At 33.0% G+C, this 25594-nt stretch carries 22 protein-coding genes, 1 riboswitch and 2 other annotated features; of the genes, 20 read left to right on the forward strand and 2 right to left on the reverse strand.

Annotated elements, in window-relative coordinates; all coding sequences use genetic code 11:
• The first annotated feature begins 6 nt into the window (after positions 1-6).
• Positions 7-178, forward strand: a riboswitch (Lysine riboswitch).
• Between the two features lie 209 nt (positions 179-387).
• From SH09_RS04635 to SH09_RS04715, 17 genes are all read left to right on the forward strand, one after another.
• Complete coding sequence (locus SH09_RS04635; protein WP_042738457.1) at positions 388-1875, forward strand: amino acid permease; 1488 nt, start codon at positions 388-390, stop codon at positions 1873-1875.
• Between the two features lie 62 nt (positions 1876-1937).
• Positions 1938-2065: a sequence feature (ribosomal protein L20 leader region), on the forward strand.
• 23 nt (positions 2066-2088) lie between these two features.
• The gene (infC, locus tag SH09_RS04640; protein WP_042739018.1) at positions 2089-2616 is read left to right on the forward strand and encodes a translation initiation factor IF-3; all 528 of its coding nucleotides are present in this window, start codon (positions 2089-2091) and stop codon (positions 2614-2616) included.
• A gap of 27 nt (positions 2617-2643) precedes the next feature.
• Positions 2644-2844 (forward strand): 50S ribosomal protein L35, encoded by a 201-nt coding sequence (rpmI, locus tag SH09_RS04645; RefSeq protein WP_042738458.1) that lies wholly within the window; start codon positions 2644-2646, stop codon positions 2842-2844.
• A 60-nt stretch (positions 2845-2904) separates the two neighbouring features.
• Entirely contained in the window at positions 2905-3261 is a 357-nt protein-coding gene (gene rplT, locus SH09_RS04650) for a 50S ribosomal protein L20 (RefSeq protein WP_042738459.1), read from the forward strand.
• Between the two features lie 156 nt (positions 3262-3417).
• Entirely contained in the window at positions 3418-4029 is a 612-nt protein-coding gene (locus SH09_RS04655; RefSeq protein ID WP_042738460.1) for an NUDIX domain-containing protein, read from the forward strand.
• A 12-nt stretch (positions 4030-4041) separates the two neighbouring features.
• The gene (locus tag SH09_RS04660; RefSeq protein ID WP_042738461.1) at positions 4042-4965 is read left to right on the forward strand and encodes a hypothetical protein; all 924 of its coding nucleotides are present in this window, start codon (positions 4042-4044) and stop codon (positions 4963-4965) included.
• 176 nt (positions 4966-5141) lie between these two features.
• A complete protein-coding gene (gene tig / locus SH09_RS04665; RefSeq protein ID WP_042738462.1) occupies positions 5142-6452 on the forward strand; it encodes a trigger factor in 1311 nt (436 codons plus the stop codon).
• Between the two features lie 184 nt (positions 6453-6636).
• Complete coding sequence (clpX, locus tag SH09_RS04670; protein ID WP_042738463.1) at positions 6637-7899, forward strand: ATP-dependent Clp protease ATP-binding subunit ClpX; 1263 nt, start codon at positions 6637-6639, stop codon at positions 7897-7899.
• A 210-nt stretch (positions 7900-8109) separates the two neighbouring features.
• On the forward strand, positions 8110-8697 hold the full coding sequence (gene yihA, locus SH09_RS04675) for a ribosome biogenesis GTP-binding protein YihA/YsxC (protein WP_042738464.1): 588 nt from the start codon (positions 8110-8112) through the stop codon (positions 8695-8697).
• 171 nt (positions 8698-8868) lie between these two features.
• Positions 8869-10200, forward strand: coding sequence for a glutamyl-tRNA reductase (gene hemA, locus SH09_RS04680; protein WP_042738465.1), 1332 nt, complete (start codon positions 8869-8871; stop codon positions 10198-10200).
• 21 nt (positions 10201-10221) lie between these two features.
• Entirely contained in the window at positions 10222-11043 is an 822-nt protein-coding gene (locus tag SH09_RS04685) for a cytochrome C assembly family protein (protein WP_042738466.1), read from the forward strand.
• 65 nt (positions 11044-11108) lie between these two features.
• A complete protein-coding gene (gene hemC, locus SH09_RS04690) occupies positions 11109-12035 on the forward strand; it encodes a hydroxymethylbilane synthase (RefSeq protein ID WP_042738467.1) in 927 nt (308 codons plus the stop codon).
• Positions 12036-12054: 19 nt separating this feature from the next.
• Positions 12055-12741: a uroporphyrinogen-III synthase gene (locus SH09_RS04695; RefSeq protein WP_042738468.1), complete on the forward strand. Its 687-nt coding sequence runs from the start codon at positions 12055-12057 to the stop codon at positions 12739-12741.
• Complete coding sequence (hemB, locus tag SH09_RS04700) at positions 12731-13708, forward strand: porphobilinogen synthase (RefSeq protein ID WP_042738469.1); 978 nt, start codon at positions 12731-12733, stop codon at positions 13706-13708. The genes SH09_RS04695 and hemB overlap by 11 nt, the downstream gene beginning before the upstream one ends.
• Positions 13709-13721: 13 nt before the next feature.
• Positions 13722-15005, forward strand: a complete 1284-nt coding sequence (gene hemL / locus SH09_RS04705; protein WP_042738470.1) for a glutamate-1-semialdehyde 2,1-aminomutase — start codon at positions 13722-13724, stop codon at positions 15003-15005.
• Between the two features lie 90 nt (positions 15006-15095).
• A complete protein-coding gene (locus tag SH09_RS04710; protein ID WP_042738471.1) occupies positions 15096-16172 on the forward strand; it encodes an AbrB family transcriptional regulator in 1077 nt (358 codons plus the stop codon).
• Between the two features lie 351 nt (positions 16173-16523).
• Entirely contained in the window at positions 16524-17918 is a 1395-nt protein-coding gene (locus SH09_RS04715; RefSeq protein ID WP_042738472.1) for an MFS transporter, read from the forward strand.
• 130 nt (positions 17919-18048) lie between these two features.
• Here SH09_RS04715 and SH09_RS04720 read toward each other — a convergent pair whose 3' ends face one another.
• Positions 18049-18609, reverse strand: coding sequence for a DNA-3-methyladenine glycosylase I (locus tag SH09_RS04720; protein ID WP_042738473.1), 561 nt, complete (start codon positions 18607-18609; stop codon positions 18049-18051).
• A 59-nt stretch (positions 18610-18668) separates the two neighbouring features.
• Positions 18669-18909: a binding site (T-box leader), on the forward strand.
• Between the two features lie 42 nt (positions 18910-18951).
• Here SH09_RS04720 and SH09_RS04725 point away from each other — a divergent pair.
• The gene (locus SH09_RS04725) at positions 18952-21582 is read left to right on the forward strand and encodes a valine--tRNA ligase (RefSeq protein ID WP_042738474.1); all 2631 of its coding nucleotides are present in this window, start codon (positions 18952-18954) and stop codon (positions 21580-21582) included.
• Between the two features lie 83 nt (positions 21583-21665).
• Positions 21666-22856 (forward strand): bifunctional folylpolyglutamate synthase/dihydrofolate synthase, encoded by a 1191-nt coding sequence (locus SH09_RS04730; protein ID WP_371664061.1) that lies wholly within the window; start codon positions 21666-21668, stop codon positions 22854-22856.
• A gap of 594 nt (positions 22857-23450) precedes the next feature.
• Here SH09_RS04730 and SH09_RS04735 read toward each other — a convergent pair.
• Positions 23451-24269: an alpha/beta fold hydrolase gene (locus SH09_RS04735; RefSeq protein ID WP_042738476.1), complete on the reverse strand. Its 819-nt coding sequence runs from the start codon at positions 24267-24269 to the stop codon at positions 23451-23453.
• A 174-nt stretch (positions 24270-24443) separates the two neighbouring features.
• Here SH09_RS04735 and SH09_RS04740 point away from each other — a divergent pair, with 174 nt between their 5' ends.
• A complete protein-coding gene (locus tag SH09_RS04740; protein WP_042738477.1) occupies positions 24444-25424 on the forward strand; it encodes a ketoacyl-ACP synthase III in 981 nt (326 codons plus the stop codon).
• Positions 25425-25594 lie beyond the last annotated feature (170 nt).

Consider the following 25594-nt stretch of genomic DNA (forward strand, 5'->3'; position numbering starts at 1 on the left):
CATAAAATTTGAGTTAGAGGTTGCGTTTTTAATAAGTAAGCATTTTGATGTCGAATGGGTCATATGACGAATGTTGAAAGGTAAAATCGCCGAAACAGACTTTATCCATTTATACTGTTTGTTGGGTCAGTTATCGAAAGAGACTGAACTGTCACATATGTGATGTGCTACCTATATACATGCTATTATTAAATTGGTTGCATATCTATTAGGTATGCAACCTTTTTTTAGGCGTAAAACTATAAAGCATATGCTTCGGGAAAGAGCAAAATTATAGTGACTACTGATGTGGATAATCATAAGCTGTCAGTATGAGACAAACTATAAAGACACTGGCTAAAACATATAGAAAGTTAACCTCTAAGTTTACAAAGAAAGGAAGCTTCTATGGCAAAACAAAATAATCAGAATGATGGTATACAAAGGGGACTTAAAGACCGTCATATTTCAATGATAGCAATTGGAGGTTGTATCGGAACTGGGTTATTTATGACTTCAGGTGGTGCAATCCATGACGCTGGAGCTCTAGGTGCATTGCTCGCCTACGCTATAATCGGTGCAATGGTATTCTTCTTAATGACATCACTAGGTGAAATGGCTACTTATTTACCGGTATCTGGTTCATTTAGTACATATGCAACAAGATTTGTAGATCCTTCATTAGGATTTGCATTAGGATGGAACTATTGGTTTAACTGGGTAATAACAGTAGCGGCAGATGTTACAATAGCTGCACAAGTTATACAATATTGGAGTCCTTTAGCAGGCATTCCAGCGTGGTTGTGGAGTTGTTTATTCTTAATAATTATCTTTGGTTTAAATGCTTTATCAGTTCGAGTTTATGGAGAAAGTGAATATTGGTTTGCTTTGATTAAAGTCGTAACAGTTATTATCTTTATTGCGATTGGATTGTTAACGATTGTAGGTATCATGGGTGGCGAATTTGTTGGCTTTGATACATTTACAAAAGGAAATGGACCAATCTTAGGTGATGGTATTGGTGGAAGCTTATTATCTATATTAGGTGTATTCTTAGTTGCCGGATTCTCATTCCAAGGAACAGAATTGATTGGTATTACTGCAGGTGAATCTGAAAATCCAGAGCGTGCAGTACCTAAAGCGATAAAACAAGTATTCTGGAGAATATTATTATTTTACATCTTAGCGATATTTGTTATCGGTATGTTAATTCCATATGATAGCTCTGCGTTAATGGGTGGAGATGATAGTGTAGCTACATCACCATTTACATTAGTCTTTAAAAATGCTGGTTTAGCATTTGCAGCGTCATTTATGAATGCTGTCATCCTTACCTCAGTATTATCTGCAGGTAATTCTGGAATGTATGCATCAACACGTATGTTATATTCAATGAGTAAAGATAAACTAGCCTTTCCAATTTTTGGTAAAACTAACAAATACGGTGTACCGTATATTTCATTATTCGTAACTGCATTAATTGTAATCGGTATTTTCTTATTACAACATGTAAGTGGAGATGCTTATCAATATATCGTTGCAGCTAGTGGTATGACCGGTTTTATTGCATGGGTAGGTATTGCGATAAGCCACTATAGATTTAGAAAGGCATTTAACAAGCAAAATTATGATAAATCTAAGCTTAAATATACTGCTAAACTATTCCCATTTGGACCTATTTTTGCCGGTATATTATGTGTGATTGTTATCATTGGTCAAGACGTTGATTTCATCAAAACAGGTGACTTTGATTTAAATCGCTTTGTCATTACTTATATGGGAATACCAGTATTCTTAGTGTTCTTTATCTATCATAAATTACGCTATAAAACGAAGAAGATTCCTTTAGAACAAGTTGACTTGCGTCAAGATGTAAAAATGGATGAAATAAAATAATTTAATAAAACTGTTGACTTAGCCAATTAATGTTGATATGATAGGTAACGTTGAATACGAAACGAACCAAGAAGAAGCTCCCGCTTCTCACCTGTAGCGACGCTAATTGCAGTTGGCAGGTCTATATATACATGGATTGTCATGTGTAGAGAAGAGCGGGTATGTTATGTACTCGCTCTTTTTGCTTGGGATAATTTCGTAAAAATCTTGGAGGTGTCAACCATAGCAAAAGATCAAACTCAAGTTAACGAAAAGATTCGCGCAAAAGAATTACGTTTAATTGGCCAAGATGGAGAACAAATTGGCGTTAAAACGAAAAACGAAGCCCTTGAAATGGCTGATCGTGTTGGTTTAGATGTAGTCTTAATGGCTCCAAACGCTAAACCACCTGTTGCTAGAATTATGGATTACGGTAAGTATAAATTCGAACAACAGAAAAAAGAAAAAGAAATGAAGAAGAAACAAAAAACAATTAATCTTAAAGAAATTCGTTTGAGTCCAACAATTGAGGAACATGATTTCCAAACAAAATTGAAAAATGGTCGCAAATTTTTATCTAAAGGCGATAAATGTAAAGTTTCAATTCGTTTCAGAGGTCGTGCGATTACGCACAAAGAAATTGGTCAACGTGTTTTAGAGAAATTTGCAGATGAATGTAAAGATATCGCAACAGTTGAACAAAGACCAAAAATGGACGGGCGTCAAATGTTTATTACGCTTAGCCCATTAAACGAAAAATAATAAAGATATTACAGGAGGAAATGAATCATGCCTAAAATGAAAACACACCGTGGAGCAGCTAAACGTGTTAAAAGAACTGGTTCAGGTAAATTAAAACGTTCAAGAGCTTTCACATCTCACTTATTCGCAAACAAATCTACTAAGCAAAAACGTAAATTACGTAAAGCTTCATTAGTACACAAATCAGACATGAAACGTGTAAAACAATTATTATCTTATAAAAAATAATTGACGCAAAAAGTCAGAAGAACATATTAAGTACGAAGATATTTAGAGGAGGAATTTATTATGCCACGAGTTAAAGGTGGAACAGTAACAAGAGCTCGTCGTAAAAAGACGATTAAATTAGCTAAAGGTTACTTCGGTGCAAAACGCACATTATATAAAGTAGCAAAACAACAAGTAATGAAATCAGGTCAATATTCATTCCGTGACCGTCGTCAAAGAAAACGTGATTTCCGTAAATTATGGATTACTCGTATCAATGCGGCTGCACGTCAACATGACATGAGCTATTCAAGATTAATGAATGGTTTGAAAAAAGCTGAAATCGATGTTAACCGTAAAATGCTTTCTGAAATTGCTATTTCAGATGAAAAAGCTTTCGGTGAATTAGTAGCTAAAGCTAAAGAAGCTTTAAAATAATATTTCAAAATAAAGAGATGTACACCTTTGTACATCTCTTTATTTTATATTTATACTTAAAAGATGGTACATATATGTTGTGTTTAATAAACATTTTGATATATAGCGTTATCATTTGATAAAATGGCTGTAAAGTCAGATTCAAAGGAGTAAATTATGTCTAAGTTTGATGAAATGATAACAGTAGTACCAAGATCTACATTATTTAATGAAGAAAAAAATAAATTTAATGGTTTCTTGGATAAAAATTCAGTGAAAGGTCAAGAAATATTTGATACTTTGACTAAATATGAAGTGAAACGTCGCGGAGATATGGAGGAGGACCCTACATATAAACAACTCATTTCATATTGTATTTTGGAAAATGAGCGTGATGAAATTTTAGTTTACGAACGTTTGTCAGGTGGCGGTGAAGCTAGATTACACGGACAATCATCGATTGGTGTTGGTGGCCATATGAATGATGTTAAAGGTGCAGACTCAATTAATGAAGTGTTAAGAGTTAACGCACAAAGAGAACTAGAAGAAGAAGTTGGATTATCTGCTCAAAAATCTCAAAACTTAGCCTACATTGGCTTTATTAATGATGATACTAATGAAGTTGGAGAAGTACATATGGGCGTTGTGTTTAAAATTAATGTCAATAGTAGTGATGTTGAGGCAAAAGAGACCGATACTTTAAGAATAAAGTGGATGGATCAAGCAAAAATTGACAATTATGATGATTTTGAAACATGGAGTGCTTTAATATTACAAGCATTAAAGTAGAGGTGTATGGTTATGTCTGATATTATCCCTTTTCCGCAATCACAAAAAAAGTTAACACGAGACATCAAAGAATCTTTACACAATGGTCATTTCGATCATGCGTATGAATTGTTTGAGGATTATGAAAGACAATTTGAACTTGATGACGCTTTGGCATTATTGAAATGTTCCATGCTATATCAAATGAAACATTATTTAGAATTACGTGAAGAGGCTATCATTTTATTAAAGCAAGGCATAACAAAGTACGATGAATTAATGGTCTATTATATTAAAAGTTTAAGTGGTTTAGGACAATATTTTGAAGTGGTCGAAGTCATTGACCAAATTATTGATGAGGTCAATGATCATAGAACACGTATGGAGTTGTACCCTTTAAAGGAATATGCTCTCAGTCAACTAGAACAACATAATGAACGTGCGTCACAACAACTACAACAATTTGACGTATTGTCTGTGAGAGAACAGGTCAATACAGTGTTAACTTTAATAGATCATAATCAATATAATTATAAAAAAACGGTGGCAAATCTTATAGAAGCGTTACCGTTAGCACCTAATGTGATAAGCATTATGCTTGAATATTTACGTTTTGCAAGTTACAGTGAGCCAGTACAAATTAAGAAGTACGGGTTTGATTTATTACCGATTCCTAAAGATTTAGCAGGACTGGACCATACAGACATAAAGATACAAGTTATACCAGAAGTGCTCAATCGTTTAGAAGATGACGCTGCACAAATAACAGATGAAGCACATCACTTAATGAATAATCATGCGATTTTATTATACCCACTTGATATTCTTGAGTTTGCACCACTAGCAGTTTGGATAGAAGCATATGTAAACTATTTCAAATCGATGTTGGGGCTAGAGGAAATAGATGAATCAAACGAAGTTACCAAATTACTTGTATCCATCGATATACAGGAATAATTTAATTAAGTTTGTGTAATTTGGGTAAGTAAATATGGTAGTATTAAAAAATCGAATTAATTAAAATTTCAACATGCCAATTGTTTTGTATGTTCCGTGTTTGTGTAGAACATTGACGTATGCTATAATAATGGAGTTGAAAAAATAAAATAGGATAATCATGGAGGTTTTTATACATGACAGCAACTTGGGAAAAAAAGGAAGGTAACGAAGGTGTATTATCCGTTACAGTTCCAGCAGAAAAAGTAGACAATGCAATTGATAAGGCTTTTAAAAAAGTAGTTAAACAAATTAATGTACCTGGTTTCCGTAAAGGTAAAGTACCACGTCCAATCTTTGAACAACGCTTTGGCGTAGAAGCATTATATCAAGATGCAGTTGATATCTTATTACCAGAAGCTTACGGTGAAGCAATTGATGAAACTGGCATTAAACCAGTTGATCAACCTGAAATCAATGTTACTTCAATTGAAAAAGGTAAAGACATGACTTTCGAAGCTACTGTAGTAGTTGAGCCTGAAGTACAATTAGGTGACTACAAAGGATTAGAAATCGAAAAACAAAGTTCTGAATTAACAGACGAAGAAGTTCAAGAGTCTATCGATCACCAATTAGGCCACTTAGCTGAAATGGTCGTTAAAGAAGATGGTGCTGTTGAAGAAGGCGATACAGTAAACATCGACTTTGATGGTTATGTTGACGGTGAACAATTCGAAGGTGGACAAGCTGACGGTTACGATTTAGAAATCGGTTCAGGTTCATTTATCCCAGGATTCGAAGAACAATTAGTAGGTGTTAAAGCTGGTGAAGAGAAAGATGTAAACGTTACTTTCCCAGAAGAATATCACGCTGAAGAATTAGCTGGTAAAGAAGCTACATTCAAAACTAAAGTAAATGGAATTAAATTTAAAGATGTTCCAGAATTGACTGATGAAATTGCTAATGAGTTAGATGCTGAAGCGAACACAGTTGACGAGTACAAAGAAAATTTACGTAAACGTTTAGCTGAACAAAAAGCAACTGAAGCAGAAAATGCTCAAAAAGAAGAAGCGATTAACAAAGCTTCAAACAATGCAACAATCGATATTCCAGAAGCGATGATTAATACAGAATTAGATCGCATGGTTCAAGAATTTGGTCAACGTATGCAACAACAAGGTTTAAATCTTGAAACATACTTCCAAATCTCTGGTCAAGATGAATCACAATTAAGAGAACAAATGAAAGACGATGCTGAAGAGCGCGTTAAGACAAACTTAACATTAACAGCAATCGCTGATGCAGAAGAGGTTGAAGTAACTGATGCTGACATCGATAAAGAATTAGAAAAAATGAGTGAACAATTTAATATCTCAGTAGAAGATATTAAACAAACACTTGGTAGCACAGACATCGTTAAGAATGACGTGCGTATCCAAAAAGTTATCGATTTATTAGTTGATGAAGCAAAGTTAGTAGAACCATCTAAAGATGACACTGAAGCATAACTAAATATAAACTAAGCAAATTGTTTTGTGAATTATATGTTAGTTGTTTAATATAGTAATCCAGTAGCAGATGCATTCATTAATGTATCTGCTACAGTACTTTATGCAAAAAACTTGGAATTGTATAAGTTGCATATTAAAATACTATTTAGTATAGTCTTTAGGGAATAGGGGTGTAAATAGAATGTTTAAATTCAATGAAGGTGAAGAGAATTTAAAATGCTCTTTCTGTGGTAAAGATCAAGATCAAGTGAAAAAATTAGTCGCAGGAAGTGGCGTATATATATGTAATGAATGTATCGAGCTATGTTCTGAAATTGTAGAAGAAGAATTAGCTCAAGCTGAACCAGAAGGTTTAACTGAATTGCCAACACCTAAAGAAATTATGGATCAATTAAACGATTATGTTATTGGTCAAGAAAAGGCTAAGAAATCATTAGCAGTTGCAGTATATAATCATTACAAACGTATTCAACAGTTAGGTCCGAAAGATGATGAAGTTGAATTACAAAAGAGTAACGTTGCATTAATTGGACCTACTGGTAGTGGTAAAACGTTATTAGCACAAACGTTAGCTAAAACTTTAAATGTACCATTTGCTATTGCAGATGCTACAAGTCTGACTGAAGCAGGTTATGTTGGTGACGATGTAGAGAACATCTTACTACGATTAATACAAGCAGCGGACTTTGATGTAGATAAAGCTGAAAAAGGTATTATTTATGTCGATGAAATTGATAAAATAGCTAGAAAATCAGAAAACACATCTATTACTAGAGATGTTTCTGGTGAAGGTGTACAACAAGCATTGCTTAAAATCTTGGAAGGAACAACTGCTAGCGTTCCGCCACAAGGTGGACGTAAACATCCTAACCAAGAATTGATTCAAATTGATACGACGAATATTTTATTCGTACTTGGTGGCGCTTTTGATGGAATCGATGAAGTAATCAAACGTAGATTAGGCGAAAAGGTCATTGGTTTCTCAAGTAGTGAGGCATCTAAATACGATGAAGATGCAATTTTAGAACAAATTAGACCAGAAGACTTACAATCATATGGTCTAATACCAGAATTTATTGGTCGTGTGCCAATTGTGGCTAACTTAGAAACATTAGATGTAGATGCGTTAAATAATATTTTAACGCAACCTAAGAATGCATTAGTTAAACAATATACGAAGATGTTAGAATTAGATGATGTTGAGTTAGAATTTACTGAAGCAGCTCTAGCAGCAATCAGTAAGAAAGCAATTGAACGTAAGACTGGTGCTCGTGGTTTACGTTCTATTATCGAAGAAGCATTAATTGATATTATGTATGATGTACCTTCATCTGAAGGCGTTGCTAAGGTTGTAATCACTGATGAAACAATCACTGAAGAAAAAGAACCTGAGCTATATGATAAAGATGGTAATCTTATTAATAAAGAACAAACATCAGCTTAAATAGTGTTTATGTAAAGTCCTAAGTTGTTATCATATCAACTTAGGACTTTTTTTGTTTTATTGATTTGAAAGTCATTTGTATATATCGTGTTGCAAATTTAAAATTATTTTTAAGCTACAAATTACAAGGCCAGTAAATAGTCGTATTCATATAAGCAAAACTGTAATATAATAGAACAGTCAAATTAGTAGAAAAGAGGGTCGACAAAAATGAAGATAAATCCTAATGAAATAGAATTATTAATCAGCGCAGTAAAACCTGAACAATATCCAGAAACGGGTCTTACAGAAGTGGCGTTAAGTGGAAGATCTAACGTTGGTAAATCTACATTTATTAACAGTATGATAGGTAGAAAAAATATGGCACGTACCTCCCAACAACCTGGAAAAACTCAAACTTTAAATTTTTATAATATCGATAATCAACTTGTATTCGTCGATGTACCAGGATACGGTTATGCCAAAGTGAGCAAGAAACAACGTGAATCATTTGGTAAAATGATTGAACGCTATATTTCAGAAAGAGAATCTTTAAAGTTGGTCATACAACTTGTTGATTTAAGACATAACCCAACTGAAGATGATATCTTAATGTATAATTATCTTAAATATTATGAATTACCGACATTAATCGTTGCGACAAAGGAAGATAAAATTCCAAAGGGTAAAGTACAAAAACATTTAGCAAATATACAGCAAAAGTTAGAAATGGAACCAGAAGACGATATAATTAGTTATTCATCTGTGAAAAATAATAAGCAACAACAAATTTGGGATAAGATAGCACGTTATTTATAATCATTTAAAACTGTAATCAATTTAGATACGAAATTGTCTAATTTCGACTAAATTATGACAACAATTTGAATGTAAATTATAATTCTTCTAATTTAGTTAAGCAACATGCTTAACTACAGCAATAATTGTGTTATAATTTAGTTATTGTAATATGTATGGAGGGCGTTATAAATGCATTTAATTGCGGTAAGCATTAATCATCGTACAGCAGATGTAGCACTTAGAGAAAAAGTTGCTTTCAAAGATGATGCCATACGTTCAGCCAATGTTGATTTATTTGAGACAAAATCTATTTTAGAGAATGTTATTTTATCAACATGTAATCGTACAGAAGTATATGCAGTCGTAGATCAAATTCATACGGGTCGTTACTATATTCAACGCTTTTTAGCACGATCATTTGGATTTGATGTCGAAGAAATAAAGGAAATGACAGAAGTAAACGTGGGGGACGAAGCAGTAAATCATTTATTGCATGTCACTTCTGGTCTAGATTCTATTGTACTTGGTGAGACTCAAATTCTAGGACAAATAAGAGATGCATTCTTTATTGCCCAAGATGAAGAAACAACAGGTACGATTTTTAATCATCTTTTTAAACAAGCTATTACTTTTGCGAAAAAAGCACATAACGAAACTGATATAGCAGATAATGCAGTAAGTGTTTCTTATGCAGCAGTTGAACTTAGTAAGAAAGTATTTGGCAAAATCAACAATAAGCAAGCTTTAATCATTGGTGCAGGGGAAATGAGTGAGTTATCACTTCTAAATTTAATTGGTTCAGGAGTTACTGATATTACGATTGTGAATAGAACACTAAGTAAAGCACAAGATCTTGCAACGAAACATAATGTAAACTTTGAACCAATGTCATCATTACCAAAACTTTTAGCTAAAGTTGATATCGTTATTAGTTCTACTAGCTCTGAGAATTATATCATCACAAATGAAATGATACAGTCTATTGCGAATGAACGAAAAACTGACTCTTTAGTACTTATCGATATCGCAGTACCAAGAGACATTGAGCCAAACATAGATGCCATTCAAAGTATCTTTAATTATGATGTTGATGATTTGAAAGGATTAGTAGATGCTAATTTAAGAGAACGTCAAGATGCAGCTAACGAGATAATGCAACGTATACCATCTGAAATAGCTGCTCATAATGAATGGGTTAATATGTTAGGTGTTGTACCAGTTATTAGAGCTTTACGTGAGAAAGCAATGAATATTCAAGCTGAAACCATGGAAAGTATAGATAGAAAGTTACCAGGTCTTTCAGAGAGAGAACGTAAAGTCATCTCGAAGCATACAAAAAGCATCATCAATCAAATGTTAAAGGATCCAATTAAACAAGCTAAAGAATTGAGTAGTGATAGAAAAGGCAACGAAAAATTAGAGCTGTTTCAAAACATTTTTGACATAGAAGCTGAGGCTGGTTACGAACCACGTAAGAAAAAGAGTGAAGTGACTAATAGTCAAATTCTAAGTTTTGAATAAGCATATTCAAATGGTGATGATATGCAAGAAACTTTATTTATTAGGTTAAATGAACTTATATTAGTATTTTATTTAATCAGTATTGCTTGTTATTTTATCGACTTTGTTAAGAAACATTACATCGTAAGTAAAGTGGGGTTCGTTACTTTGGGGATTGTTTGGGTATTACAGACAATCTCTTTATCTTTTTATATAAACGCAACACAACATGTCCCGTTAAATAATATTTTTGATGTGTTATTTGCACTTGCTTGGTTAATCATTTCTATATCTATTGTCATCAGTGTGATAAAGCAAATTAATATATCGATTTTCTTATTTAATTTAATAGGATTTGTATTTATTGCAGTAAATACGTTCCAACCTATGCACTATCAAAGTTCAATTGGTCAAACGACTGTGATTAATGAACTGTTAGTCGTGCACATTGCATTGGCAACGATGAGTTATGCACTTTTTGCCTTTGCTTTTGTAAATTGTATTTTATATTTCATTCAATATAAAAATTTAAAGCAAAAGCGTTTTAACCAAAAGTATTTTAGAATAGCGAGTGTAGCAACTTTAGAACAAGTTGTTTTTTATAGTACATTAATAGGATTTTCGCTTATTATTTTAAGTATCATTTTAGGTGCACAATGGGGCTTTAACACGCTAGGTGTAAAGATATTAATTGATCCAAAGGTATTTTTATCTACGATTATAACCTTATTATATGGTGTTTATTTACTTTTTAGGGTAAGAAAAAAGATAGAGTCAATTAAACTCATTTACTTTAATGCAATATTATTCTGTCTAAGTATGATTAATTTATTTTTTGCTTCACATTTTTCAAGTATACATTAAATATCGAATTATATAAGCTATTCATGATTTAATGACATATAGTCATTGACACAAGGAGGCACATCATGCGTAAACTAGTCGTTGGTTCTCGTAGGAGTAAACTTGCTTTAACACAAAGCCAACAATTTATAGATAAATTAAAGGCCATTGATGAAAATTTAGAAATTGAAATCAAAGAAATCGTTACTAAAGGTGACCGAATTATCGATAAACAATTATCGAAGGTTGGCGGTAAAGGTTTATTCGTTAAGGAAATTCAAAATGAATTATTCGATCATTCAATAGATATGGCAATTCATTCACTTAAGGACGTTCCAAGTGTTATTCCTGAGGGCTTAACATTGGGGTGTATTCCAGACCGTGAAAATCCATACGATGCCTATATAGCAAAAAATCATGTTCCATTAGATGAGTTACCTGATAATAGTATTGTAGGAACGAGCTCATTAAGAAGAGGTGCGCAAATTCTAGCTAAGCATCCTAATTTACAAATAAAATGGATACGTGGAAATATCGACACACGTCTTAAGAAATTAGAAACAGAAGATTATGACGCCATTATTTTAGCAGCAGCAGGACTTAAACGTATGGGTTGGTCAGATGATATTGTAACTTCTTATCTAGACGAAGATACTTTGATTCCCGCAATAGGCCAAGGTGCATTAGGTATTGAATGTCGATCAGATGATCAAGAGTTACTTGATTTATTACAACAAGTACACAATGCAGATGTTGCAGATTGTGTTACTGCAGAGCGTACATTCTTAGCAGGAATGAATGGAAGTTGCCAAGTGCCAATTGGTGGTTATGCTACTAAAGGTTCTGATGGTTTGATTGAATTCACAGGATTAATTATGTCACCAGATGGTAAGACACGTTATCAACATACAGAACAAGGTACAAATCCTGTAGAATTAGGTGAAAAGGTAACAGATGTATTGAATGCACAAGGTGCATATGAAATAATTAAGACATTAAACGAATCTGAATAAATCGTTTGAGGTGAAATCAATGAGACCAGTTATAGTTATGACACAAACTAGTAAATTTAAGAGAGAGGATGTATGTATACTACACAAACCATTAATTGATGTAGCGCCATTATCCTTTGATACTGAATTACTAGAAGTTAACTATGACTGGCTTATTTTTTCGTCTAAAAAAGCAGTGGAGTACTTTTTACCATATTTTACACAAACACACGTTAGCCATGTTGCAGTAATTGGTAAAAAGACTGCAGAATATTGCCAATCTAAAGGGATTCAAGTTGATTATTGCCCTAAAGATTATTCACAAGAAGGTTTTATTCAAGACTTCCAAGGTGAAAAACATAGTAAAATATTAATTCCTTCTAGCCAAGCTGCTAGGCCATACTTACAATATGCATTAGAAGATCAATCATTTTCAGTTCAGAAAATTGACTTATATCAGCCTATTCCACATACTGAAAATATAAATAATGTTATACAGCTTTTATCAAATAATGCAGTTGATGCAATTACATTTGCGAGCTCATCAGCAGTAGAATTTTTCTTTAATCAAGCCGGTGATATCGACTTTAATCATTATTATGTAATTGGAGATCAAACATTAGCAACAATTAATAAATTTGATATTCAAGCTACAAAAGCCAATATACAAACACTAGATTCACTAGTAAATAAAATCTTAGAAAGTTGGAAAGATAATGCAATTTGATAGACACAGAAGATTACGTAGTAGTAAGTCAATGAGAGATATCGTTCGTGAAACACACGTTCATAAAGAGGATTTAATATATCCGATATTTGTAGTAGAAAGAGATAACGTTAAGGAAGAAATCGTCTCAATGCCTGGTGTATATCAATTGAGCTTAAATTTAGTAGAAGAAGAAATTAAAGAAGCATATGAATTAGGTATTAGAGCCATTATGTTCTTTGGTGTACCCAATGAAAAGGACCATGTAGGTACAGGTGCATATGACCATAACGGAATTGTCCAAGAAGCAACACGCAAGGCTAAATCATTATATAGTGATTTACTTGTAGTAGCTGATACATGTCTATGTGAGTATACAGATCATGGTCACTGTGGTGTAATCAATGAACAGACAAAAGATGTGGATAATGATAAATCATTACCATTATTAGTGAAGACAGCAATTTCTCAAGTTGAAGCGGGCGCAGATATTATTGCACCAAGTAATATGATGGATGGATTTGTTGCTGCGATTCGTGAAGGATTAGATGCTGCTGGTTATCAAAATGTACCAATCATGAGTTATGGTATTAAATATGCATCAAGTTTCTTTGGACCATTTAGAGATGCTGCGGAATCAACACCACAATTCGGAGATCGTAAGACATATCAAATGGACCCAGCGAACCGAAGAGAGGCTATGCGAGAGCTTGAGAGTGATTTAGCTGAAGGTGCTGATATGATGATTGTCAAACCGGCATTAAGCTTTTTAGATATTATAAGAGACGTTAGAAATACAACGAATATTCCAGTAGTAGCTTACAATGTAAGTGGTGAATATAGTATGACGAAAGCTGCTGCATTAAACGGTTGGATAGATGAAAAGGCTGTCGTTATGGAACAAATGATTTCTATGAAACGTGCAGGTGCAGATATGATTGTCACTTACTTCTCAAAAGATATTTGTCGTTATCTAGACGAACAATAAGGAGGATAAATTAATGAGGTATACGAATTCTGAACAGGCGATGCAAAAAGCTGAAACATTGATGCCAGGTGGTGTCAATAGTCCAGTTAGAGCTTTCAAATCAGTAGATACACCAGCAATATTTATGGATCATGGTAAAGGATCAAAAATTTATGATATTGATGGAAATGAATATATAGATTATGTCTTAAGTTGGGGACCGCTTATTCTAGGTCACCAAAATAAACAAGTGATTGATAGTATTCATCAAGTGGTAGATAAAGGTACTAGTTTTGGTGCTTCAACATTACAAGAGAACAAACTAGCTGAGCTCGTTATCGAACGTGTTCCTTCTATTGAAAAGGTAAGAATGGTGTCATCAGGCACAGAAGCAACATTAGATACTTTACGTTTAGCACGTGGATATACTGGACGAAATAAAATTGTTAAATTTATAGGCTGTTATCATGGGCACAGTGATTCTTTATTAATCAAAGCTGGTTCAGGTGTGGCGACCTTAGGTTTACCTGATTCACCTGGTGTACCTGAAGGTATTGCAAAGAATACAATAACTGTACCTTATAATGATTTAGATGCAATTAAAGTGGCTTTTGAAGAGTTTGGTGACGATATTGCAGGCGTGATTGTGGAACCTGTTGCTGGAAATATGGGTGTTGTACCACCAGTAGAAGGTTTCTTACAAGGATTAAGAGATATCACGACTGAATATGGTTCTTTATTGATTTTTGACGAAGTCATGACAGGCTTTAGAGTTGGATATAACTGTGCACAAGGTTACTTTAATGTTACTCCGGACCTAACTTGTCTTGGTAAAGTAATAGGTGGCGGATTGCCAGTTGGTGCATTCGGTGGTAAAGCAGAAATAATGGATCAAATTGCGCCACTTGGTGATATTTATCAAGCTGGTACGCTTTCAGGTAATCCATTAGCGATGACAAGTGGCTATGAGACATTAAGTCAACTTACACCAGAATCATATGATTACTTCAATGAACTAGGAGATATACTGGAAACAGGTTTAAAAGAAGTATTCAGTAAACATAATGTACCTATCACAGTTAATCGTGCTGGTTCAATGATAGGGTATTTCTTAAACCCGGGGCCAGTGACTAACTTTGACGAAGCAAATAGTAGTGATTTAGAATTGTTTAGCCAAATGTATAGAGAAATGGCTAATGAAGGCGTATTTCTACCTCCATCACAATTTGAAGGTACATTCCTTTCAACTGCACACACCAAAGAAGATATTGAACAAACAATTAAAGCATTTGATACTGCATTAAGCAGAATTGTATAATTTTCAACAATGTGCCCGGACAACAGAAGCGTTGAACGGGCATTTTTTATTGCTTGAAATGACAAAGAAAATAACGAAAGTTGTGAAGTCATGAATAAACATTTAAGAAACAATTTAATTGTTTTGGGTTTAGCCATTATACTCAGTTTGCTATTGCATTCAGCACACATTTTACTACCGTTTATGTTTGGCCCGATTATAGCAAGTGTAATCTGTATCAGGTTCTTTCATTTAGATATCAAATGGCCATTTTGGCTTAGTCAAATTGGACTCATTCTATTAGGGGTACAAATTGGAAGCACATTTACTAAGAAAGTAATTTATGATATTAAAGACGATTGGTTAACAATTGTTTTAATTACCATTATGTTATTAGTCTTAGCATTAATAATTGCATATTTCTTTAAGAAAATTGCGAAAGTTAATACCGAGACAGCCATTTTAAGTGTAATACCTGGTGCATTAAGTCAAATGCTAGTCATGGCAGAAGAAGATAAAAAAGCAAATATCATGGTTGTTAGTTTAACACAAACGTCACGTATTATATTTGTCGTTGTATTGGTCCCATTTATTTCTTATTTTTTTAGAGACAGTGGTGGACATGCAGGTGCTGTTTCTACTGCTAGTCAGAAATTAACAGAAGCATTAAACTTACCTAATATAGCTTTATTAATTGTAGCTATTGCTGTTGTTTATTACTTAATGGGTAAAATCAACTTTCCAACTAGACAGTTACTTGCCCCAATTGTAGTATTAATTATTTGGAACATGATGACTGGAATAACATTTACATTAGATAATTACATCATTGCTGCTGCGCAAGTTATTTATATGATTAGAATTGGTGTTCAAATTGCTAATTTATTAAATCAAATGAAAGGTCGTATAGCAGTAGCTATCGCTTTTCAAAATGTAATGCTTATCCTATTAGCATTCGTAATGGTTTATATTATCTCGCTAGTGTCAGATCATTCTATAAATGAGTTGTTCCTAGGTGCTGCACCAGGTGGAATGAGTCAAATTGTGTTAGTAGCTATAGAGACTGGAGCCGATGTAGCCATGATATCTAGTTATCATATCTTTAGAATATTCTTTATATTATTTTTAATTGCACCTTTATTGAAGTATTATCTGCAATATAGAGCACATTCACGTACTAAAAATTAATTAATAATAATAACTCCTAATAACCATTCATTTTGTTATTAGGAGTTTGTTTTTAATTGTGATTGTTTCATGACATTTTATAGAAAAAAATACATTTTGTATTATATAAGTTGATTACATTAAAAACAGGATACACTATTAATCTGGGTGTAAATATACTCATGATATGTTATTTTTTACCGATATAATATTCCGACTTTTCTGACTGTTAAAAAATTTTTAAACGTTTCTAACAACACGCCTCACTGTAAGTAACCGCTTACGCATTGATTTTTATTGTAAAATCAACTGTTGACGTTTAGTTGATACATGCTAAAATGACTTCTTGTAAATAAAAGGAGTGTATATGTCATGAAGTTTAACAAGCATAAAATTAACACCGTAGACATAAATCAGGCAAAGAAAAGTGTATTTGCGACTGGTATCGGTAATGCTATGGAGTGGTTTGATTTTGCTTTATATTCATATTTAGCCGTAATTATAAGTAAAAACTTTTTCAGTCAAGTTGAAAATGATGAAATTAAACTTATATTTACATTTGCCACTTTTGCGATAGCGTTCTTATTACGTCCTGTCGGTGGCATTGTATTTGGGAAAATTGGGGACAAATATGGACGAAAAGTTGTACTAACATCGACCATCATTTTAATGGCGATTTCTACATTTATCATTGGTATTTTACCTACATATGATCAAATTGGAATATGGGCACCAATTATTTTATTATTAGCTCGTATAATGCAAGGTTTTTCAGTAGGTGGAGAATATGCAGGTGCAATGGTTTATATTGCAGAATCGTCACCTGATAACAAACGTATTAGATTGGGAAGTGGATTAGAATTAGGTACTTTATCTGGTTACATTTTTGCTTCGGTATTAATCACTATTATGTTTTGGTTGATTCCATCTGAAAGTATGCAATCTTGGGGTTGGCGTATCCCATTTTTCGTAAGTATTCCAATTGGTTTATTCGGTTTATACTTAAGATCACACTTAGAAGAATCGCCAATATTTGAAAATGACTTAGCAAATCATCAAGAAGATGAACCTGGTTTCTTACAAATCATTAAAGAAAATAAACGTGACATTTTATTATGTGTAGTATTTGTTGCTTTCTTCAATATTACAAACTATATGTTACTAGGATATATGCCTTCATACTTAGATGAAATTGTCGGCATAAAAGATACAATCAGTACACCGATTACAGCAGTTGTACTAATTATTATGTTACCATTTGCTATTATGTTTGGTCGCTTAGGCGATAAGAGTGGTAACAAGAAAATTATCAGCGTTGGTTTAATTTTAGGTATTGTCTTCTCTATCATTTCGTTCCAATTTTTAAATGGCGGAAATTTAGGTTTCTTATTTATTGGTTTATTAATGATTGGAATTGTCTTATCCGTATATGAAGGAACAATGCCAGGAACATTGCCAACATTATTCTTTACAAATGTGAGATATAGAACATTATCATGGACGTTTAATATCGCCGTTTCAATATTTGGTGGAACAACACCATTAGTTGCTTCTTGGTTAGTACATGTTACAAATAATAACTTAGCACCTGCGTTTTACTTATTAGCAGTAAGTATTATTGGTTTATTGGTTGTATTGTTCTTATTTAAAGATACATCAAAACAATCATTAAAAGGTTCTTATCCAACAGTTGCTACAGAGAAAGAATTTGAAATGGCCGTAGAAAATCCAAAAGATTCACTATGGTGGAAATCAGAAGTTAAATAATCAATATAGTTAATGTTTATCAAGAATTAAGTAGAGCAGACCTGAAATTTTATTTCGGGTCTGCTCTTTATTGTATACTTATTATATTGTAGAAACGGTTGTTACGTATCTTGTTTAATAGCTAAATTGATTATAGATATTTAGGGTTATTAGGGCATGATTGTAGATGTGCATTATACAAACCCGCAGCTTCAAGAAATGAAAATACAGTGACTGGTCCTAAAAACTTAAAGCCATAACGCTTTAAATCCTTAGATAATTGTCTTGCTCTATCGTCTACAGTAATACGATCAGAACTGTGTTTGTAGTTAAAATCAATAGGTTGATGATCCACATATGACCATAAGAAATCACTGAAATTACCAAATTCATTTTCTATTTTCAAAAAACCCTTAGCTTGCTCAACAATAGCTTCTAATTTTTTACGATGGTGAACGATATTTGGAAAGTCCATAAGGTTATCTATATCTTTAGATGTCATCTTTGATACGATTACTGGATCAAAGTTATGAAAAGCAGCTTCATATGCTTCTTTTTTCTTTAAAATAGTTAGCCATGATAAACCGGCATGTTGAGATTCAAGTGCTAACAATTTGAATAATGCATGACTATCGTATAGCGGTTGTCCCCATACTTCATCATGATATTGTATGTAAATTGGATCCTTTGTGCCAAAAGCGCATTCATTCATAAATTTTCCCCCTAGTGCATTGACTTATTGCTCTATCCATTATACTATAATTAAGGAAATAAATATTGTCTTTTGGGAAGAGTAAATAGAGTTAGATTTGACAGAGAGTACACGGTAAGCTGAAAGTGTATAGTTTAACTTATTGAAGGTAGCCCACATTGAACTTTTACTGAAATACGGCGTTTGTCGTTTGTAGATTAGGTTAAAGCGTGTTTGAGCGTTAATCATATAATGAGTGCATGGATTAAGTATAACTTGATTCATGAATTTAGGTGGTACCACGGAATATCCGTCCTATATTATTAGGGCGGATATTTTTTATTTTAAGGAGGATTTTATCAAATGGAAATGAAACCAAAATATAATCCGAGCGAAGTTGAGTCAGGACGATATGACCAATGGGTAAACAATGGATATTTTAAAGCTGCAGAAGATAATTCAAAGGAAACATATACAATCGTTATTCCACCACCAAATGTAACGGGTAAATTGCATTTAGGACATGCATGGGATACGACATTACAAGATATCATCACACGTATGAAACGCATGCAAGGTTACGATACACTGTATCTACCAGGAATGGACCACGCAGGTATTGCAACACAAGCTAAAGTTGAAGCGAAGTTAAATGAACAAGGTTTATCTAGACATGATTTAGGTAGAGAAAAATTCCTTGAAAAAGCTTGGGAATGGAAAGAAGAATACGCAAGCTTTATCCGTAACCAGTGGTCTAAATTAGGATTAGGTTTAGACTATAGTAGAGAAAGATTCACTTTAGATGAAGGTTTAAGTAAAGCTGTTAAAAAAGTATTCGTTGATATGTACAATAAAGGCTTAATTTATCGTGGCGAATATATTATCAATTGGGATCCAGTTGCACGTACTGCGTTATCTGACATCGAAGTAATCCACGAAGATGTACAAGGCAAATTCTATCACTTTAAATATCCATATTCCGATGGTGAAGGATACATTGAAATTGCTACAACAAGACCAGAAACAATGCTTGGTGATACAGCAATTGTTGTAAACCCGAATGATGATAGATATAAAGATGTTATCGGTAAAAAGGTCATCCTACCAATTATAGGTAAAGAATTACCAATATTAGCTGATGAATATGTTGATATTGATTTTGGTAGTGGCGCAATGAAAGTAACGCCTGCACACGATCCAAACGACTTCGAGATAGGTAACCGACATGATCTTGAACGCATAATTGTTATGGATGAATCTGGTAAAATGAACGATAAAGCTGGAAAATATGAAGGCATGGATCGTTTTGAATGTCGTGAACAATTAGTTAAAGATTTGGAAGCAGAAGGCTTAGTAATTAAAATTGAAGAGCATGAACATTCAGTAGGTCACTCTGAGCGTTCTGGTGCAGTTGTTGAACCTTATCTATCAACGCAATGGTTTGTAAAAATGAAACCTTTAGCTGAGCAAGCATTAAATAATCAAGATACTGATAATAGAATTGATTTTGTACCAGCACGTTTTGAAAAAACTTTTAACCGTTGGATGGAAGAAATCAGAGACTGGACGATCTCTAGACAATTATGGTGGGGACATCAAATTCCAGCATGGTATCATAATGAAACAGGTGAAATTTACGTAGGTGAAGAAGCTCCTGACAATCCAGAAGAATGGACACAAGATGCTGATGTATTAGATACATGGTTCTCAAGTGCTTTATGGCCATTTTCAACTTTAGGTTGGCCAGACGTTGATGCTGACGATTTCAAACGTTACTTCCCAACCAATGCATTGGTTACTGGGTATGATATTATCTTCTTCTGGGTCGCACGTATGATATTCCAAGGCTTAGAATTTACAGGTGAGAGACCATTTAATGATGTATTATTACATGGCTTGGTACGTGCTGAAGACGGCCGTAAGATGAGTAAATCATTAGGTAATGGCGTCGATCCAATGGATGTTATTGATGAATATGGTGCTGATAGCTTGAGATATTTCTTAGCGACAGGCTCATCACCTGGTCATGATTTACGTTATTCTACGGAAAAGGTTGAATCAGTTTGGAATTTCATCAATAAAATTTGGAATGCAGCAAGATTTAGTATCATGAATATAGGTGAATCATTTAATGTTGATGATGTTGATCTTTCAGGCAATTTATCATTAGCAGATAAATGGATCTTAACACGCTTAAACGAAACAATTGCCAATGTTACAGAACTTAGTGAAAAATATGAATTTGGTGAAGTTGGGCGTGCATTGTATAACTTTATTTGGGATGAATTCTGTGATTGGTATATTGAAATGAGTAAAATACCAATGAACGGTGAAGATGAAACTCAAAAACAAGTGACAAGATCAGTATTAACTTATGTATTAGATAATACAATGAGAATGCTACATCCATTTATGCCATTTGTTACTGAACAAATTTGGCAAAACTTACCACATCATGGTGAAACAATTGTCAATGCAGCATGGCCAACAGTTGACGAATCACTTATTTTTGACGACAGTAAAGAAACAATGCAACAACTTGTTGAAATTATCAAATCTGTAAGACAATCTAGATTAGAAGTAGATACACCGTTATCAAAGGCTATTCCAATCTTTATTCAAGCAAAAAATGAAAACACAAAGGAAACATTAGTCAATAACTCTAATTATATCGACAGATTCTGCCATCCAAGCGAACTAACGATTGAAACTTCAATTGAAATACCTGAAAAGGCAATTACATCGATTACAACAGCTGGTGAAGTTGTATTGCCGTTAGAAGGACTCATTGATATGGATAAAGAAATTGCTCGTTTAGAAAAAGAGCTAGATAAATGGCAAAAAGAATTAGATCGTGTAAATAACAAATTGGCAAATGAAAATTTCGTAAACAAAGCACCTGAGAAAGTAATCAATGAAGAACGAAATAAACAAACAACTTATCAAGAAAAATATGATGGTGTTAAGTTACGAATTAAACAATTAAAATCATAGGAGTCCTAAACATGAATTACCTTGACAGCTTATATTGGATACATGAACGAACTAAATTTGGTATCAAACCAGGCGTTAAACGTATGGAATGGATGCTAGAACGACTGAACAATCCACAATTTAATATAAATGGTATTCATGTTGGTGGGACAAATGGTAAAGGTTCTACAGTGGCTTATTTAAGATCAGCGTTAGTTGATAATGGATATGAAGTTGGAACCTTTACTTCACCATTTATTGAAACGTTCAATGAAAGAATTAGTTTGAATGGTGTTCCAATCAGCGATGACGAAATTGTTGAACTTGTTCAAAGGGTTAAACCTGTTAGTGAATTATTAGAAGTTGAGACGGATTTAGGAACGGCCACTGAATTCGAAATCATTACTACGATGATGTTTTTATACTTTGGCGAACTACATCCCGTCGATTTCGTAGTAATAGAAGCAGGGCTTGGAATAAAAAATGATTCAACAAATGTATTTAAACCAATATTATCAATTTTAACGAGTATCGGCTTGGACCACACGGACATTTTGGGTGACACATATGCAGATATTGCAAGAGATAAAGGTGCAATTGTTAAACCTGAAACACCTGTTATTTATGCCGTTAAGAATGAAGACGCATTGCATATTATTCGTGAATTGGTTGAACAGCAAAGTGCTGACGGTATTGAATTCGAAAGAGATATAAGTATTATTTCAGAAGACGAAGAATTTACTTACCGTTATAAAGACTATGAACTTGAAACATTGATGCTTAATATGTTAGGTGAACATCAAAAGGAAAATGCTGCACTTGCCATTACTGCTTTAATTGAATTAAATGAAGCGGGTATTGTTGATTTAGACTTTAACAAAATGATCGATGGTATAGAATCTGTAACTTGGACAGGTAGAATAGAACAGGTTAAAGAATCACCATTGATGATTGTTGATGGCGCACATAACAATGAAAGCATTGAAGCATTGATTGAAACGATTAGAAATTATTATCATAGAGATAAACTCGATGTATTGTTTGCCGCAACTAAAGGTAAGCCAATCACTTCTATGGTTGATCAATTGAAAGAAATCACAGATACTTTTTATGTTACGGACTTTGACTTTCACAAAGCGTTAGACAAACAAACAATTTTTGATGAAATTAAGGTAGATGATAAAGTATTAGTTGATGATTGTGTACGCTTTATTGAAAATTATGAAGGGGAAGGCCTGTTGATTACAGGTAGCCTTTACTTTATAAGTGAAGTTAAAGCAAAAGTGACATTTTAATTTTAAGTATTTAAAGCGAAATGCTAGTTTAAAGACTAAAATTTGTTCAAAACAAATAACTAAATAACTAGAGTCCAGAACATAACGTTTTTGGATATTTGAAAAATGGCAATTTCTATTTTAAATAATATAGGAATTGTCTTTTTCATTTTTAAAATTATGACTAGTTTGTTGCACTATTACTTTTCATATATTAAATATTATGAAAATAATGGCAGTTTAATTTTTGACTTTGTTTATAGCTCGAGTCGATATTTAAATCAAACGCAAATCACTGTATAAAGCCAAAGCTTTTGTTTAAATTAGGTTTTGAAATATACTTAGTTCAAAATGCTGACTATTTTTTTAAAAATAATTTTATTGTGAAACATAATTATTTGGAAGTATTTTGACGAGATGCTTAATGTAGCACTAACAGTCGATGACCGAGATAGAGAAATACTCTAAGGTAGTGAGCGAATAATTCAAAATATATATAAAGCACTCAGATAAATTGAAAACAACTATCTGAGTGCTTTTTTCTAGGAATCATGTATATGTTATTGTTGTTAAATTTGAAATAGACTATGTCGTTGCATCTTTGTATAATATCTTTCATTCTGTTAATCTTTGTAAGAAATTATCTATAAACAATTTGTTAAAATCATATAGGTCTATAAAGAAATTGTGTCCCGCATCACTAAAGACGGTATAACTTGATTTAGGAAATGACGTAAAGAAATCTACTTGATCTTGATAACCAACGACATTATCATATTTACCTAGTAATAAAGTGATAACAGTATTGTTGGCAATATTTATGTCATCTTCAAAGCTAAATTTGTAATATTTATCATTGTCTCTTCTAATATTATCCATAAACGGTTCGTCAGCGCTTTGATATCCAGGCACTATCGTATTTATATAATAATCCCACGTTTTTTGATTGATTCTTGTAGTCGTATCGAGGTAGTCAGCTAAATAATCACTTTCTTCTGGTAAATCAAAATGTTGATCAATGATCTGCTTTCCTTCTGGTATGCGTCTTTGTTTATCTTCTGCATAGACTACTGGACACGTTAAATATAATCCCGCAACTTTTTCCTGTAATTTATGTGCTAAGCCAATACTTAAATAACCACCATAAGAATGACCGATTAATGCTAAAGGCTCAGTTAAATTTAAAGCATCAATAAACTTCATTATGTACGCTAACATTTCATCAGAATTTGTAATATTAGGTGTGGATGGGGATTCGCCCATACCAGGCAAATCTAGGTAGATTCTTTGAAATTGTTGACTGTCCTGTAATAATGGTTCATAAATCTTATCCATACTATCAATGTTAAGTGCATTACCATGAATGAATAATAAAGGTCGACCTTCGCCATATATTTTATAGTTTAATGATATATCGTTTATTTTAATTTTCATCAAAGTCCCCCTTTAAAGTAGTTGATTATTAAGCATTATAGCACTTAGAAATAATTTGCAAAACAAAATAGGTTTTAATATTTTGAAAATTCAAAATATAACATCATTAAATTTGAATTAAAAAGAAATATCTATACAATAAGAGATACTTAAAATATATAGGTAGGTGCAAATATGAAGTCTATGGCAAAAATAACGGCACAAGGTGCTTATGTGCCTGAAAAGGTGTTGACTAACTCAGATTTTGAAAAAATAGTTGAAACTACAGATGAATGGATACAACAAAGGACTGGTATTATTGAACGTCGTATAACAGCTGATGATGAATACACGAGTGATTTAAGTTATAAGGCAGTGCTTGATCTACAACAACGTTATAATGTAGACCTTTCTGATGTTGATTTAATAATTAATGCAACGATGACACCAGATTATAAAACACCTAGTGTTGCTTCATATGTTCAAAGTAAATTAGGTCTAAAAAATTGTGGTGCGATTGATATTAATGCGGCATGTGCAGGATTTACATATGCATTAAACTTAGCAAATGGTATGATCACATCTGAACAAAATAAAAAGGTACTAGTCATTGGTGCAGAGTCATTATCTAAAGTTACAGATTATAGTGATAGAAGTACTTGTATTTTATTTGGAGATGGCGCAGGTGCATTTCTAGTTGAGTTTGATAGTGAAACATCAAGCTTTATAACTAGTAAATCAGGTTCCGATGGAGATAAAGCATTGAATCTATATTGCTCTGATTTATCACAAGAAATGTTTAATGAGTCGTTGGATAATCCAGAATACATTGTACAAAATGGTCGTGGTGTATATAAATGGGCTGTAGGTAATATACCTAACATAATTGAACAAACTATGATGCAGGCCAATTACAATATTAATCAGTTAAATTGGTTTGTGCCACATAGTGCAAATGCACGTATGATTGAATCGATTTGTAATCGTGCCAATATACCATTAGATAAGGCCTTAATGAGTTTACAATATTTTGGTAACACTTCTTCAGCAACCATACCCTTAGCTATTGATTTAGCTGTAAAACAAGAGAAAATTAAAAAAGATGATTTACTCTTATTAGTTGGTTTTGGTGGAGGTTTGTCTTACGCTTCAACATTAATAAAATGGACACTTTAACAAATAATAAATTTAGCTAGCTTATTCATTAACATAAAACGATATCTTATAATATGAGGAGAGATAATTGGCTGTTGTTGGACCAATTATCTCTTTTTTAAATGCTATTATATGCTTTCTTAAGAATTTCTTGTATATGTATAAAAACAAATTGTTTCGTTCTTTAAAAT

It is taken from the genome of Staphylococcus gallinarum (assembly GCF_000875895.1).
Classification (GTDB): domain Bacteria; phylum Bacillota; class Bacilli; order Staphylococcales; family Staphylococcaceae; genus Staphylococcus; species Staphylococcus gallinarum.